The organism is Rhizobium sp. B230/85 (genome assembly GCF_019355735.1).
Taxonomy (GTDB): Bacteria; Pseudomonadota; Alphaproteobacteria; order Rhizobiales; family Rhizobiaceae; genus Rhizobium; species Rhizobium rhododendri.
On sequence record NZ_CP072156.1, the window covers coordinates 199703 to 213367 of the forward strand.

The following is a 13665-nucleotide window of genomic DNA, read 5'->3' on the forward strand; positions in this document are numbered from 1 at the left end:
GATCAGCCCCACAGGACGTCGCGCACCGGCGCCGGCCAGGCCTTTACATCGAGCCCGTGATGGTGGAACAGCGCCAGCGCTATCCGCTCCAGTCCGAAGCCGACGCACGCCGTATGCGCGACCTTGCCGTCGGCAAGGTTGAGGCCCCATTTGGTGCCGAACGAATCCTGGTGGTAGTTGAAGCTCATGCAGGCCGTCGGATTGGCCGTCGAGGTGATCGGGATCAGCAATTCGAACTTCAGGTTCTGGTCGCGCTGGTTGTTGACCATCATCTTGCCTGCGCGGCCGAAGAACGGGTCATTGGCGACATCGATGACGACCTCGAGACCGACCGACTTCATCATCTCGACGCCACGATCCATCCAGCTCTGGCGGAAATCCGTGACATGCTGCTCGGTGCCCATGCAGACATATTCGCGCATGCGAAAAAGCTGCTGGCGGGCGGGATCCTGTGACGGTTCATGGCGGAAGCAATAGGACTGCAGGTCGAACAGCGCGCCCTCCGCCGGCAGGTTGCCGCGCCGGGCCACCGTCGGATAGAGCGGATAGCAGGCGGCGGGCGTCAGCACGATCTCGGTTGCTTCCTGGCCCTTGGTCCAGTCGTCGCCAACCTCCATGCATTTCAGCAGGTTCATATGGTCCATCTCGCCGCCGCAGAAGCTGTGGACCGTGCCGGCCAGCTGCGGAAAGCTCTTCATGTAGCCGCTCTTTTCGAAGATCGCGCGGTTCATGCCGGGCGGGAAGCGCATCGCCTCGGCACCGTCGCCACCGCCGAACCTGTCGATCAACCGCTCGAAGGCAGCGATGACGTCTTCAAACTGGCCGCTTCGGCCATAGAGGCCATCGACACCGGTGTCGATCAGGAGGCCTGATTCGAAGAGCCGATCGAGAAAAGAAACCTGCATGTCCATGGCGATTACCCCAGCAAATTGGTGTCTTGTTTGTGGACCAGCAGCATCGTCGATGTGTTGGCAAGGATGCGGTCGTTCGAGATCATCAGCTGCGCCGAATGCGCGTCGCGCAGGTGGCGGCCGAGGCTGTAGGGCGTACCGTTCTTGTAGCCCATGATGCCGCAGATCAGCATGGCGTGGTTGATGATCGGCAGGATCGCCTCTGAGGAGACGATCTTGACGTTGTTCATCGCCACCGCGAAAGCCATGGAAGACAGGCGGTCGGCATCGAGCTTGGCATCTTCGTAGACTTTCAGCGCAGCGACGACGTTCGACTTGACCATCTGTAGCTGGCCGGAGACCTCTGCCAAACGCAGCGCGCCGGGCGGAGGCGTGCCGGGTGACTTACGGGCCGCAGCGCGCACGAAAGCCTGGGCACGGGCCACCGCATCGGCGGCGATGCCGTACCAGAGCGCGCTCCACAAGAGGTGCGAGGTGGCAAGCATGGACTGCGCGGCAATCTCGGCAAACGGTTTCGGCAGGATCTGGACGGCCGGCGCCTCTCCCTTGAACACGAAGCCATCGGAGCAGGTGCCGCGCATTCCGAGCGTATCCCAGACGGAGGTTCTGTCGAGCGTGTACTGGTCCTTCAGGAAGGCCGTCAGGACCTGGTCAGAAGGCGCCGCATCGGCGTGGGCGCGCGATGTGATGAGGATGGCGTCGGCATGCGCGCCGTAGGAAATGACGGTGGCGTCCTTCTCGAGGAAGCAGCTGTTGCCCTCGACGCGGATGGCGCAAATGCTGTTGCGCATGTTGCCGCCGATGCCGCCTTCGGTCGTGGCAGACGCCAGCAGCAGCTGGTCACGGGCGATACGGCGCATGAAATCGCGATGCCAGTCGCTGCCTTCGCCGTGCTCGACCAGGCTCGACAGCTTGATCTGGTGCATGGCGAAAATCATCGCGGTGGCCGCGCAGGCTTGTCCGAGCACGGTGCACAGCGCGGCGATTTCAGTGATTGTCGCGCTTTCCCCGCCGAGTTCGGTCGGGATCTGGATCGACAGCAGGCGTTCGGCCTTCAGGGCTGTGACGGCCTCGCGCGGAAACCGCGATTCGCAGTCGACGGCATCGGCGTGTGCTGCAGCAATTGCCGCGACGCGGGCGATGCGGGCATTGAGATTGTCCTTCGCTATCGCCACCGCCACGCTCATCAGGCCACCTTTCTGGAGCCGAGGATCGCATCCACCGTGCTGGTGATGGCGCTGATGCTGGCAAAGGATTTACGGTTCAGCAGGTTGTCCGGAAACTCCATGTCGAACGCCTCTTCGAGCCCGAGCATAAGCTGCACGGATGCGAAGGAGGAAAGGCCTGCCGCATAGAGATCGGCGTCGTCGGCAATGCTGTCGACGGGCACTGGAAGGCCCCCGAGCTTGGTGAGCAAACCACGGATTGTCTCGTTCATCCAATCGTCTCCAGGTGTTTTTAGCGGTCGTACCGCCTTATCTGAGGTTGTTTTAGGCGCAAAATTCCAACATACCGCTAAGCCTTCTGGTTAAGGAAAGATGAGCGTTCGCCGGCCATTGTTCATGATCCGGACAGAATGTAATCCGCCGACACGCTAATAATATCGGGGGTTGCTTCTCTTAGCGCGGATTGGACCGGGTAGGTAGAGCAACGCTCCTGGATGCGTCCGGAAAATGTGAAGAAGATAAATTTTCGTGAGTCGTCGCGGGATCGCGCCTAGTCAGGCTTACCGCTGCCGGATGGCGGCGGGTAATCGTGCCATTCGCCTCGGAAATCGGAAACCGAATAGCAACCCTCGCCGACATCGCGGATGGCACGCTCGCCGATGACCGCTTTGCCGTAGCCGCCGGGAATATCGAGGATATAGGCCGGCTGGCAGAGACCGGACAAGCGACCGCGCAACTCGGCCACAAGGCGCTGGCCCTCGGCGATGGTCAACCGGAAATGGCTGGTGCCGGGCGCGAGATCGGGATGGTGCAGATAGTAGGGTTTGATCCGCGTTTCCACGAAGGCGCGCATCAGCGCCGCCAGTACCAGGGGATCGTCGTTGACCCCTTTTAAAAGTACGGACTGGCTGACCATGACGATGCCGGCATCGACAAGACGGGCACAGGCGGCGCGTGCGTCCGCCGTCAGTTCGCGCGGGTGGTTGGCATGCAACGCCACATAGACCGTCTTGCCGCTCGCCTTCAGCGCGGCCACAAGCGCTGCGTCGATCTTCTGCGGATCGACGACTGGAACGCGGGTGTGGAAGCGGACGATCTTGACGTGATCGATGGCAGCAAGCCCGGCCAGCAGTTCTTCGAGACGCCGGGGCGACAGAACCAGCGGATCGCCGCCGGTGAGGATCACCTCCCAGATCTCCGGATGGGCGCGGATATAGTCGAAAGCGGCATCGAGTTCGCCGGCATCCAGCGTACCCATACCCTGCGGACCGACCATCTCGCGGCGAAAGCAGAATCGGCAATAGACGGGGCAGACATGCACCGCCTTTAGCAGCACACGGTCGGGATAGCGATGGACGATGCCTGTGACCGGGCTATGGGCCGCATCGCCGATGGGATCGGCACGCTCTTCCGGCGTCACCACCAGCTCTGCCATATCGGGCACGAATTGCCGGGCGATCGGATCATCGGGATCGGTGCGGTCAATCAGTGCGGCAATGGCAGGCGTCAGCGCGATGGCATAACGTTCCGCGACCGCTTCCAGCGACGCCGCGTTTTGCCCATCGACAAGCGATGCCCGCTGGAGATCGTCGACTGTCCTGATCGATCGAATGACGTTCATCTTCCGAACTCCGCAACGGGCGCCCAAAGCACCTGCTCGATGCGGGATGCTCCGGTAGCCAGCATCACCAGCCGGTCGAAACCGAGGGCGATGCCGCTTGCCTCGGGCATGATGGCAAGCGCGTCGAGAAAATCCTCGTCGAGCGGATAGGTTTCGCCGTAGACCCGCGCCTTTTCCGCCATCTCGATCTCGAACCGCCGCCGCTGTTCGACGGCATTGGTGAGTTCGCCGAAGCCATTGGCAAGCTCGACGCCGCAGGCATAGAGTTCGAAGCGCTCGGCGACACGCGGATCCCGCGCCGAGGGCCTGGCAAGAGCGGCCTCGGAGACCGGATATTCGTCAAGGATCGTCGGTCGGCCAAAACCGAGATGCGGTTCGATCTTTTCCACCAGCACCCGGCTGAACATATCCGCCCAGCCATCGTCGCCGGCAACACGCATGCCGAGGCGGTTCATTTCCGCAGCAAGGCAGTCGCGGTCCGTCTGTCCGTCGGCGGCAACCGAGGACAAGAGGTCGATGCCGGCATGCTGCAGGAAGGCCGCCGCAACGCTGATCCGCTCCGGCTCGGCAAAGGGATCGCACTCGGCACCCCGGAACGCCAGCCGCGCAGCCCCCGCGGTTTTCGCCGCCAGTCGCATTATATCGACGCAGTCAGCCATCAGCTGCTCGTAGCCTTCGCCGACCCTGTACCATTCGAGCATGGTGAACTCCGGATGGTGCAAGGGCCCGCGCTCACGGTTGCGATAGACATGGGCAAAGCATGCAATACGTTGTTCGCCCGCGGCCAGCAGCTTCTTGCAGGCAAATTCCGGCGACGTGTGCAGGTAGAAGGGTGCCGCCTGACCGTCGGTCGTCAGGGCTTCTGTAGCGAAAGCATGCAGATGTGCCTCGTTGCCGGGCGATATCTGAAGGGTTGCCGTATCAACCTCGAGGAAGTCGCCGGCTGAAAAAAAACTGCGCAGCGCCGCCTGGATCGCATTGCGGCCGATAAGAAAAGGCCGTCGATCCGCATGGACGCCGGGCGTCCACCAGGGAGATGCTTTTGTCAGGCTGGCGTTCATTCCGCGCTTTCTTTTATAGGATGAGCCGCGACGGGGTGGCTATTTCCACCATTTTAGGTTAGTTGCGCCCCCAAGAAAACATTGCTGCATCAGGGAAACGGGCTCGGTCCGTCCTCTACGATGCAAAAAGCTGCGTTACAAGGAAGTCTTATGGTCAAGGTTATCGCCTCTTCGATCCGCAAGGGCAATGTGCTCGACGTCGACGGCAAGCTCTACGTCGTGCTGACGGCCGCCAATTTCCACCCCGGCAAAGGCACGCCGGTCACCCAGATCGATATGCGCCGGATTTCGGATGGCACGAAGGTTTCCGAGCGCTGGCGCACGACCGAACAAGTCGAGCGCGCCTTCGTCGAGGACGTCAACCATCAGTACCTTTACGAAGACAGCGACGGGTTCCACTTCATGAACCCGCAAAACTACGACCAGGTTACCGTCGATGCCGAAACCATGGGCGACGACAAGGCCTACCTGCAGGAAGGCATGACCTGCATCCTGTCGATGCATGAAGGTATCGCGCTTGCCATCCAGATGCCACGCACTGTGACGCTTGAAATCATGGAGACTGAGCCGGTCGTCAAGGGCCAGACGGCGTCGTCCTCCTACAAGCCAGCCATGCTGTCGAATGGCGTTCGCACCATGGTGCCGCCGCATGTCAATGCCGGCACCCGCGTCGTCATCATGACCGAAGACAATTCCTACGTCGAACGCGCCAAGGACTGATCCCGGACCTGGCACTCCATCTCGATAAAAGGCCCCGAACGCGTGGATTGCGCGTCGGGGCCTTTTTCGTATCCGGGCGAAGTTGTTCAGGCGGGCCGCACCGTCTCCTTGCGGACAATGGGGCGCCGTGCCGGGTTTTGTCCGCGAGCAGCACCCGAGACAGGCTTTGCAGGCGGCGCTGTCGGGTCCGGCGGAACCAGGGCCTGCAGATGCAATACCCGCGGCGACATGAGTTCAAGATAAGCCTCTGAACGGCCGATATAGATCATCGTCGTATCCTTGAGTTCGCCCAGAAGCGCAACCAGGCGCTTCTGGATATCCGGCTCCAGGCCTTCGAGCGTTTCGTCGAGGATCAGCCAGCGCGGCTTGGCGAGCAGGGCATGGGCAAAACCGACGGCCTTCTGTTCGTCGGTATCGAGCATACGATCCCAGCGGGCGTTCGTATCGAGCTTGCCTTTCAGCCTGCCGAGACCGGCTTTTTCAATCGCCATTTCGAGGTCGGAATCCGGGTAGGCATCGCGTGCCTCGGGGAAGGTCATGGCCTCGCGCAGCGTTCCGCTCGGCACATAGGCGGTGTGCGGCATGAACAGCATGTCTTCCGGCGGCGGCAGGTCGATCTCGCCCTTGCCGCAATGCCATTCGCCGGCAAGCGCCTGGAACAACAGCTTGCGGTTCACGCCGTGATCGCCGTTGATCATGATGTGCTCGCCGGCGGTGATCGTCACCGTGCCCTCGCGGATCCGGAAACCGTTCTCGACGATCTCGTCGGACATCTTGGTGGAGACTTCGAGATCCTTCAGCACCATCATGCCAGGCGCGGCGCGGGCGACGTCGATCATGTTGGGCAGGTGGTCCTCGATATCCATCTCGACCACCGCCTCGCGAAAATCGGTAACGCGCATCAGCGTCGCGCGCCACTCGGCGATCGGCCCGAAATTGGCGACATACCAGCGCAGCGCCGTGTTCACCTGGTTGAAAGCGCCAACCACCATCATCAACTGGCCGATGCTGAGGCCGCCCGAGAAGTAGGCTGGCGCCGCCACCAGGATTGGAATGACCAGCACCATCCAGCCGTAGCTCGCAGATACCCAGGTAAGGTTGGTGTTGGCGATGGCCAGCTTGCGGATAACGCCGAGCACCGAGGAAATATCGCCGTTGATGCGGCGACGCTCGTTTTCCTGTCCGCCGGCAATGGTGATCGACGGCATGTACTCGTTGGCGTGCATCAGCGCGAAACGCAGTTCGGCCTCCTTGGAGTAGCGGTCGGCATTGAGCCGCACCAGCTTGCCGCCGACGAACTGGCTGAGGAAAGAAGCCGAGGCCGCATAGATAATCGCCGCCCACACCATGTATCCCGGAATGGAAAAGCTGCTGCCGCGAAAATGGAATATGAAGCCGCTCGACAGCTCCCAGAGCACGCCGATGAAGCTGATCAGCAGGATCGTCGATTGGACGAGGCCGATCGCAAGGCCCGTGGTGCTTTCTGCAAGGTTGCGGGCATCCTCGTGGAGCCGCTGGTCCGGATTGACGCCGATCAGACCAGACGATGCCAGCCGTAAGGCCCGCTTGCCCTTCAGCCACTGGTCGACCAGGTCGCGCGCCAGGCCCTCGCGCATGTAGAGCGCCGCCATCTGGTTCAGCCAGGCCTGGATGACGTTGAGGACTAGCAGGGTGCCGGCGATCATGCCGAAGACACCAAGCTGCTTCACGAATTCGTTGAGGTCGCGTCGCGCCAGCGAATCGTAGAACGGCGCATTCCATTCGTTCAGGAGAACCTGCACATAAGCTGTCACGAGAATGATGACGAACAGCGACACCACGAGCGATATGAGCCTGACGCGCACTGGCGAATGCCAGAACGCCGAAAGCATCATCCTCAACCTGTACAGCACACTCAAGTCGTATCCGACGCGCGCATCGCCCTGGACGCTGGGCTTCTCTGTAGTATCAACGGCCATTAAAAAATCCTGATCCTCATCCCTCAGATAGTCATGGCCATCGCACATGTCCATCCATGCGAGCCCGAAGCGCGTAGCGCCAGCGATCCCTGGCCTGGAACCGCCCTCCTCGCCATCAGCTTGCGCTTCAAACCTTATGAAAGCCTTATACGCCCGAATGCCGCTGCAGGTTCACCACGCCGCGCCGCGCATTTACCAACCGGCGATTGATGTTGATTCGAAACCTGTCCAGCGCTATTTAACATCGCGTGGTGATTTGGCCGGCCGGCTTGCAGCCACGTTAAACAAGTCGCTAAATCAGGGCCGCATGCGGACCGGTAGCGATTCGTTTTTTCGCCGCCGGTTTAGTTGATCGAGTAACGCGCATGCCCATTAAGATCCCCGATACACTGCCCGCCTTCGATACCCTCGTCAAAGAGGGCGTGCGGGTGATGACAGAGACGATGGCCGTCCGTCAGGATATCCGTCCGCTGCAGATCGGGCTGCTCAACCTGATGCCCAACAAGATCAAGACCGAAATCCAGATGGCGCGCCTCGTAGGCGCCTCGCCGCTGCAGGTCGAGTTCTCGCTGATCCGCATCGGCGGGCACAAGGCGAAGAACACTTCCGAGGAGCATCTGCTGTCGTTCTACGAGACCTGGGAGGAGATCAGACATCGCAAGTTCGACGGCTTCATCATCACCGGTGCGCCGATCGAGTTGCTCGACTTCGAGGAAGTCACCTACTGGGACGAAATGCGCCAGATCCTCGACTGGACGACCACCAACGTTCATTCGACGCTGAACGTCTGCTGGGGTGCGATGGCGGCGATCTACCATTTTCACGGCGTGCCGAAGCATCTGCTGAAGGAAAAGGCGTTCGGTGTCTACCGGCACCAGAACCTGAACCCGTCCTCGGTCTATCTCAACGGCTTTTCCGACGACTTCGGCGTGCCCGTGTCGCGCTGGACCGAAGTCCGCCGCAAGGATGTCGAAACCGTCCCTGGCTTGGAAATCCTGATGGAATCGCCGGAAATGGGCATTTGCCTGGTGCATGAGAAGACGGCAAGGCGGCTCTACATGTTCAACCACGTCGAATACGATTCAACGTCGCTGGCAGACGAATATTTCCGGGACGTCGATGCCGGCATCCCGATCAAGATGCCGCACGACTATTTCCCGCACAACGATCCGTCCCTGACGCCGCCCAACCGCTGGCGCAGCCACGCTCATCTGTTCGTCGGCAACTGGATCAACGAGATCTACCAGACGACACCCTACGACATGGCCGACATCGGCTTGCAGAAATAGCCGCGTCGCCGGGACGCAGGACTGATTCCGCCGGCAGGCGGGTTGCGGATAGTGGCGAATGGAGGCAGGGTCGGCGCCTCGCACTAGAGACGAATGGGATGAGGACATGACGGACAGCACTTTGCAGCGCGAAGTTTTCGGCAAGACTGCGGCCGGCGAGACGGTACACCGCGTCAAGATCACGGGCGGCGGGCTGACTGCCCATGTCATCAGCTGGGGAGCAGTGATCCAGGATCTCCGACTTGAAAACCACACGCCGGCCCTGACGCTCGGCTTCGACAACTTCGAAAGCTACGAAAAGCACTCCGCCTATTTCGGCGCAACGCCCGGCCGCTGCGCCAACCGCATCGCCGACGGCAGGTTCACGCTCGACGGCAAGACGTACCAGCTGGACCTGAACGAGAACGGCGTAACCCATCTGCACGGCGGCTTCGACAATATCGCCCTGCGCAACTGGACGATCGTCGAGCATGCCGCCGACCGCGTCGTCCTCAAGATCGTCGATCCCGATGGCCGCAGCGGCTATCCCGGCAACTGCACGATCCAGGCGACCTACTGGGTCCACGGCAATGGCGAGCTGTCGGTAATCTACGAGACCACGACAGACCAGCCGACCATCGCCAATGTCTGCCAGCACGCCTACTTCAACCTCGATGGCCGCGACGATGCGCTCGACCACGACATCATGATCGCAGCCGACCACTACCTGCCGACCGATGCGCGGCAGATCCCGACCGGCGAGATCGCCCCCGTCGCCGGCACGCCCTTCGACCTGAGAGAAATGGGCCCGATGAAGCGCTTCGTCGACGGTGAACAGGTACTATACGACCACAATTTCTGTCTATCGCAGGAGCGCACGGCCAAGCGCGCCGTTGTTCTCGCCCGCAGCATCAATTCCGGCGTAACGCTCGAAGTGCGCACGACGGAACCGGGCGTCCAACTCTACGCCGGCTTCAAGCTCGACGTCCCAGTCCCCGGCATTGACGGCAAGATGATGGGTCCGTTCGCCGGTTTCTGCCTGGAGACGCAGATCTGGCCCGACGCCATCAACCAGCCGGGCTTTTCCTCCGCAGCGCTCCATCCCGGCGAAGTCCTGCGCCAGGAAACGGACTACATTTTCACGAAGAACTAAGCGCACGGCCTCCGCCGGTCGCAGGCTAAGCGACCGGCGCCCAAGAGATACCTTGCAAAGTGGTTCTACATAGGTTCTAATCCGAACCCATGGATAGAACCAGTTTGATTTCCGAACTGAACGGGCGCGGCTTGCGGGATGCGGCAGCGAGCGGGCCGCTTTACAGGCGTCTGGCAATGGCGCTGACCGGGCTTATTCAAGAAGGACTGTTGAAACCGGGCACTGCATTGCCGGCCGAGCGCGATCTCGCCGAAGGACTGCAGCTCGGCCGTGTCACCGTGCGCACCGCCTATCGCGACCTGCTGACGGCAGGCACTCTGGAGTCGCGGCACGGCAGCGGTACTTTCGTCTCCCAGAAGGTCGAGCGGATGGAACAGTCGCTCTGGCGCCTCTCCTCCTTCTCCGCCGATATGCGCTCGCGCGGTCGCTCGCCGGCGGCAAAAATCCTGTCCCGGAGCGTTTCCATGCCGACGCCCGAGGAGACCTTCCTGCTCGGCCTCGGCGTCGACGAACCGGTGCTGCGGCTCGACCGGTTGCGGCTGGCCGACGGACTGCCGCTCGCCATCGAGCGCGCCGTCGTCCCGACCCAGTTCCTGGCCGAGGACGCAGCCGGCGAGAGCTCGCTTTACGATGCCCTGACCGCCAACGGGTTCCGCCCGGTTCATGCCCTGCAGCGGCTGACCGCAGTCACCCTCGACCCATCCTCGGCTGCCACGCTTGACGTCAAGCCCGGAGCCCCGGCGCTGCTGATAGAGCGCATCTCGCGCCTGGCTGACCAGCGGGTCGTCGAATACACCAGATCGCATTATCGCGGCGACGCCTATGATTTCGTCGCAGAACTGAAAATTGGAGATGACCTATGACGCAATCCTTGATGCTGACCGAGGCCGGCCAGTCGCCCGATGCCGTGGCGACCTTGCTGGAGAAGGAAAAGCCGGTCTTCGCCGAAATCGCCAAGCTGTTTGCTGTGGCCAGACCCACCGTCGTCACCACGGCGGCGCGCGGCTCGTCGGACCATGCTGCAACCTTCTTCAAGTATCTGTTCGAGATCTCCTGCGGCGTCCCCGTCGCCTCGATCGGCCCGTCGATCGCCTCGGTCTACAATGCGCCGCTGCATCTGAAGGGTGGCATCCATTTCACCGTGTCGCAGTCCGGCGGCAGCCCCGATATCATCGCCCTGCAGGCCGCCGCCAAGAAGGGCGGAGCAACGACGATCGCCGTCGTCAACGTCACCGACAGCTCACTGGCGCGGCAAGCCGATATCGTCCTCGACCTGCATGCGGGCCCTGAGAAAAGCGTCGCCGCAACGAAATCCTTCATCACCGCCGTCGCTGCCCTGTCGGGCGTTACCGCTGCCGTCTCCGGCAATAGCGCACTGCAGGATGGCCTTTCACGACTGCCCCAGGCATTGGCAGCCACCGATGGCATCGATAGCGCTGCCGCCGAGGAGGTGCTGTTCGGAGCCAGCTCGCTCTACACCGGCGGTCGTGGCCCGGCCTTCGCCATCGCGCTGGAATCGGCCCTGAAGGCCAAGGAGACGTCGGGCCTGCACGCCGAGGCCTTCTCGCTCGCCGAATTGATGCACGGCCCGATGCGGCTGGTTCAGCCCGGCTTCCCGGTCGTTGCCTTCGCCCCGGACGACGCCGCGTTTGCCAACAACGCCCAGGCTCTGGAGCGCCTTCAGAAACTCGGCGCCACCGCCGTGTTTTTCTCGACCACCCCGCTGCCGGGTATCAACCTGACAATGCCCTCGACCGGAAACGGCCTCATCGACCCGACGGTCTCCCTGCTCTGCTACTATCGGATGATCGAGCGAGTGACGCGCCGCAAGGGTTTCGATCCCGATAAGCCGGCTAATCTTCTCAAGGTGACGGAGACGATGTGATGGACTACACGGTCTTTACCGGCGCCCGCATCTTCGACGGCGACCGCTTTCACGACGACAGCGCGCTTGTTGTCGGCGATGGCCGGGTGCAGGCGATCGCCGCCCGCAACAGCCTGCCGGAGGGCGGCGTACGTGTGGAACTCGAGGGCGGCGTGCTGGCACCCGGCTTCATCGACGCACAGGTGAACGGCGGCGGCGGCCGGTTGCTGAATGAAGATCCGTCGCCGACCTCCATGTACACCATTGCCGAGGGCCATCGTCGCTACGGCACGACCTCCCTGCTGCCGACCCTGATCACCGATATCGCCGCTGCCACGACCCGGGCAATCGAAGCTGCCATCGAGGCTGTCAAAGCCGACCGTGGTGTCGTCGGCCTGCACCTCGAGGGCCCTCACCTGTCGCCGGCGCGCAAGGGCGCCCACCTGCCGGAACTGATGCGACCGGTGGAAGACGGCGACGTTGCGACCTTCATCCGTGCCCGTGAGGCAATCGGCACGCTGCTGGTCACCATCGCCGCCGAGCAGGTGACGCCCCGCCAGGTGCAGGCGCTGAACGAGGGCGGCGTCATCGTCAGCCTCGGTCATTCCGATTGCACGGCCGACGCTGCGGACGCCCTTTTCGATGCCGGCGCCCGTGGCGTCACCCATCTCTACAATGCCATGAGCCAGCTCGGCCATCGCAGCCCGGGTCTGGTCGGCGCGGCGCTCGATCATCCCCGTACGTGGTGCGGCATGATTGCCGATGGTCACCATGTCGATCCCCGTGCCTTGCGCGTTGCCCTGCGCGCCAAGCGCGGCGAGGGCAAGCTGTTCTTCGTCACCGATGCCATGTCGCTGGTGGGTTCCGATGCCGACAGCTTCGAGCTGAACGGCCGCACCGTCTACCGCGAGAAGGGCGGCTTCTGCTCGAAGGTGGTACTGGCCGACGGCACGCTGGCCGGCTCCGATGTCGACATGGCCTCGACCGTGCGCTACGGCGTCGGCATGCTGGAACTGCCGCTGGCCGAAGCGCTGCGCATGGCGACATCCTACCCGGCCCGTTTCCTGCGCCTGACTGACCGGGGTCACCTGTCGCCGGGTGCGCGTGCCGACCTCGTGCACATCAACGACGACATCGAGGCGACCGCCACCTGGACAGCCGGTGCTGCGAAGTCTGTCGGGACAGGCCCGGAGACATCGGTATGACCGCGATCACGGATGCGTATTTTCTGGAGGTGATCGAAAGGCTCGGCGCCCTGCGCCAGTCTTTGGCCGAGCCGATGGCAAGGGCTGCTGCCGTTATCTGCGAGGCGGCGCGCAGCGACCACCGGGTTTATCTGTTCGGGACAGGCCACTCTCACATGCTGGCAGAAGAGGTGCATTATCGCGCCGGCGGACTGGCGATTACCGTTCCGGTCCTGGTCGGCTCGGCGATGCTGTATGAAGGTGCTGTCATAAGCTCGATCTACGAGCGCACCCCGGGGCTGGTTCGACCGGTGCTGGAACGCTACCGGATGGAGCGTGGCGACGTGCTGGTCATCGCTTCCAATTCGGGCGTCAATGCCGCGCCGACGGAAGCCGCCGACTACGGCCGGGAAATCGGCACCACCGTCATCGCCATTACATCGCTCGCCTATTCGGCAGCCATCGCCAACGGTCGCAGGCGCCTTGCCGATATCGCAGACATCGTCTTTGATAACGGTCTTCCCCCCGGCGATGCGCTGGTCGATTTGCCCGGCACCGACCTCAAGGTGGGGCCGGCATCGACTGCCATCGGCGCGACACTTCTAAATGCAATTTTTGCTGAAGTTGCTTCACAGCTGTCAGTAGATGGCGATCCGCCGGTCTACCGCAGCGCGAACATGCCGGGAGCGAAGGATATCAACCAGCGCCTAGTAGACATCTACAGGCCGCGGAACCCGCATCTTTGATGATGCAGGCAGG

Annotated in this window: 13 protein-coding genes and 1 riboswitch; of the genes, 7 read left to right on the forward strand and 6 right to left on the reverse strand. The window is 62.3% G+C overall.

Annotated features, from left to right (window positions below):
- Positions 1 to 2: 2 nt before the first annotated feature.
- The 5 genes from J5289_RS01010 to epmA form a co-directional block, all read right to left on the reverse strand.
- On the reverse strand, positions 3 to 911 hold the full coding sequence (locus J5289_RS01010) for an amino acid--[acyl-carrier-protein] ligase (RefSeq protein ID WP_209185317.1): 909 nt from the start codon (positions 909 to 911) through the stop codon (positions 3 to 5).
- Positions 912 to 916: 5 nt separating this feature from the next.
- Positions 917 to 2098 (reverse strand): acyl-CoA dehydrogenase family protein, encoded by a 1182-nt coding sequence (locus J5289_RS01015; RefSeq protein WP_209185318.1) that lies wholly within the window; start codon positions 2096 to 2098, stop codon positions 917 to 919.
- Positions 2098 to 2349 (reverse strand): acyl carrier protein, encoded by a 252-nt coding sequence (locus J5289_RS01020; protein ID WP_111219575.1) that lies wholly within the window; start codon positions 2347 to 2349, stop codon positions 2098 to 2100. The genes J5289_RS01015 and J5289_RS01020 overlap by 1 nt, the downstream gene beginning before the upstream one ends.
- Positions 2350 to 2627: 278 nt before the next feature.
- The gene (locus J5289_RS01025) at positions 2628 to 3698 is read right to left on the reverse strand and encodes a lysine-2,3-aminomutase-like protein (protein WP_142824627.1); all 1071 of its coding nucleotides are present in this window, start codon (positions 3696 to 3698) and stop codon (positions 2628 to 2630) included.
- Positions 3695 to 4759: an EF-P lysine aminoacylase EpmA gene (epmA, locus tag J5289_RS01030; protein ID WP_142824626.1), complete on the reverse strand. Its 1065-nt coding sequence runs from the start codon at positions 4757 to 4759 to the stop codon at positions 3695 to 3697. Before epmA ends, J5289_RS01025 begins: the two co-directional genes overlap by 4 nt.
- Before the next feature lie 150 nt (positions 4760 to 4909).
- Between epmA and efp the strand changes: the two genes are divergently transcribed.
- Positions 4910 to 5479 carry an elongation factor P gene (gene efp, locus J5289_RS01035; protein WP_142824625.1) on the forward strand — a complete coding sequence of 190 codons (570 nt, stop codon included), beginning with the start codon at positions 4910 to 4912 and terminating at the stop codon, positions 5477 to 5479.
- A gap of 86 nt (positions 5480 to 5565) precedes the next feature.
- Here the strand turns inward: efp and J5289_RS01040 are convergent, their stop codons facing one another.
- Complete coding sequence (locus J5289_RS01040; protein WP_209185319.1) at positions 5566 to 7437, reverse strand: ABC transporter ATP-binding protein/permease; 1872 nt, start codon at positions 7435 to 7437, stop codon at positions 5566 to 5568.
- 238 nt (positions 7438 to 7675) lie between these two features.
- Positions 7676 to 7756: riboswitch (SAM riboswitch) on the forward strand.
- Positions 7757 to 7802: 46 nt separating this feature from the next.
- On the opposite strand from J5289_RS01040, the gene metA reads away from it, so the two are divergent.
- The 6 genes from metA to J5289_RS01070 all read left to right on the forward strand — a co-directional run bounded on the left by metA (position 7803) and on the right by J5289_RS01070 (position 13652).
- Positions 7803 to 8726 (forward strand): homoserine O-succinyltransferase, encoded by a 924-nt coding sequence (gene metA / locus J5289_RS01045; protein WP_142824623.1) that lies wholly within the window; start codon positions 7803 to 7805, stop codon positions 8724 to 8726.
- Between the two features lie 106 nt (positions 8727 to 8832).
- Positions 8833 to 9858 carry an aldose epimerase family protein gene (locus J5289_RS01050; RefSeq protein ID WP_209185320.1) on the forward strand — a complete coding sequence of 342 codons (1026 nt, stop codon included), beginning with the start codon at positions 8833 to 8835 and terminating at the stop codon, positions 9856 to 9858.
- A gap of 89 nt (positions 9859 to 9947) precedes the next feature.
- Positions 9948 to 10721: a GntR family transcriptional regulator gene (locus tag J5289_RS01055; protein WP_209185321.1), complete on the forward strand. Its 774-nt coding sequence runs from the start codon at positions 9948 to 9950 to the stop codon at positions 10719 to 10721.
- Positions 10718 to 11743: an SIS domain-containing protein gene (locus J5289_RS01060; protein WP_209207506.1), complete on the forward strand. Its 1026-nt coding sequence runs from the start codon at positions 10718 to 10720 to the stop codon at positions 11741 to 11743. Before J5289_RS01055 ends, J5289_RS01060 begins: the two co-directional genes overlap by 4 nt.
- Complete coding sequence (gene nagA, locus J5289_RS01065; protein ID WP_209185323.1) at positions 11743 to 12927, forward strand: N-acetylglucosamine-6-phosphate deacetylase; 1185 nt, start codon at positions 11743 to 11745, stop codon at positions 12925 to 12927. The genes J5289_RS01060 and nagA overlap by 1 nt, the downstream gene beginning before the upstream one ends.
- Complete coding sequence (locus tag J5289_RS01070; protein WP_209185324.1) at positions 12924 to 13652, forward strand: SIS domain-containing protein; 729 nt, start codon at positions 12924 to 12926, stop codon at positions 13650 to 13652. Before nagA ends, J5289_RS01070 begins: the two co-directional genes overlap by 4 nt.
- Positions 13653 to 13665: the final 13 nt, after the last annotated feature.

Bases quoted from the DNA above. Each gene is read 5' to 3' on its own strand.
- metA (WP_142824623.1), top strand. From the start codon at position 7,803: ATGCCCATTAAGATCCCCGATACACTGCCCGCCTTCGATACCCTCGTC.
- J5289_RS01055 (WP_209185321.1), top strand. From the start codon at position 9,948: ATGGATAGAACCAGTTTGATTTCCGAACTGAACGGGCGCGGCTTGCGG.
- J5289_RS01040 (WP_209185319.1), bottom strand. From the start codon at position 7,437: ATGGCCGTTGATACTACAGAGAAGCCCAGCGTCCAGGGCGATGCGCGC.
- nagA (WP_209185323.1), top strand. From the start codon at position 11,743: ATGGACTACACGGTCTTTACCGGCGCCCGCATCTTCGACGGCGACCGC.
- efp (WP_142824625.1), top strand. From the start codon at position 4,910: ATGGTCAAGGTTATCGCCTCTTCGATCCGCAAGGGCAATGTGCTCGAC.
- J5289_RS01070 (WP_209185324.1), top strand. From the start codon at position 12,924: ATGACCGCGATCACGGATGCGTATTTTCTGGAGGTGATCGAAAGGCTC.
- J5289_RS01020 (WP_111219575.1), bottom strand. From the start codon at position 2,349: ATGAACGAGACAATCCGTGGTTTGCTCACCAAGCTCGGGGGCCTTCCA.
- J5289_RS01025 (WP_142824627.1), bottom strand. From the start codon at position 3,698: ATGAACGTCATTCGATCGATCAGGACAGTCGACGATCTCCAGCGGGCA.
- J5289_RS01060 (WP_209207506.1), top strand. From the start codon at position 10,718: ATGACGCAATCCTTGATGCTGACCGAGGCCGGCCAGTCGCCCGATGCC.
- epmA (WP_142824626.1), bottom strand. From the start codon at position 4,759: ATGAACGCCAGCCTGACAAAAGCATCTCCCTGGTGGACGCCCGGCGTC.
- J5289_RS01010 (WP_209185317.1), bottom strand. From the start codon at position 911: ATGGACATGCAGGTTTCTTTTCTCGATCGGCTCTTCGAATCAGGCCTC.
- J5289_RS01050 (WP_209185320.1), top strand. From the start codon at position 8,833: ATGACGGACAGCACTTTGCAGCGCGAAGTTTTCGGCAAGACTGCGGCC.
- J5289_RS01015 (WP_209185318.1), bottom strand. From the start codon at position 2,098: ATGAGCGTGGCGGTGGCGATAGCGAAGGACAATCTCAATGCCCGCATC.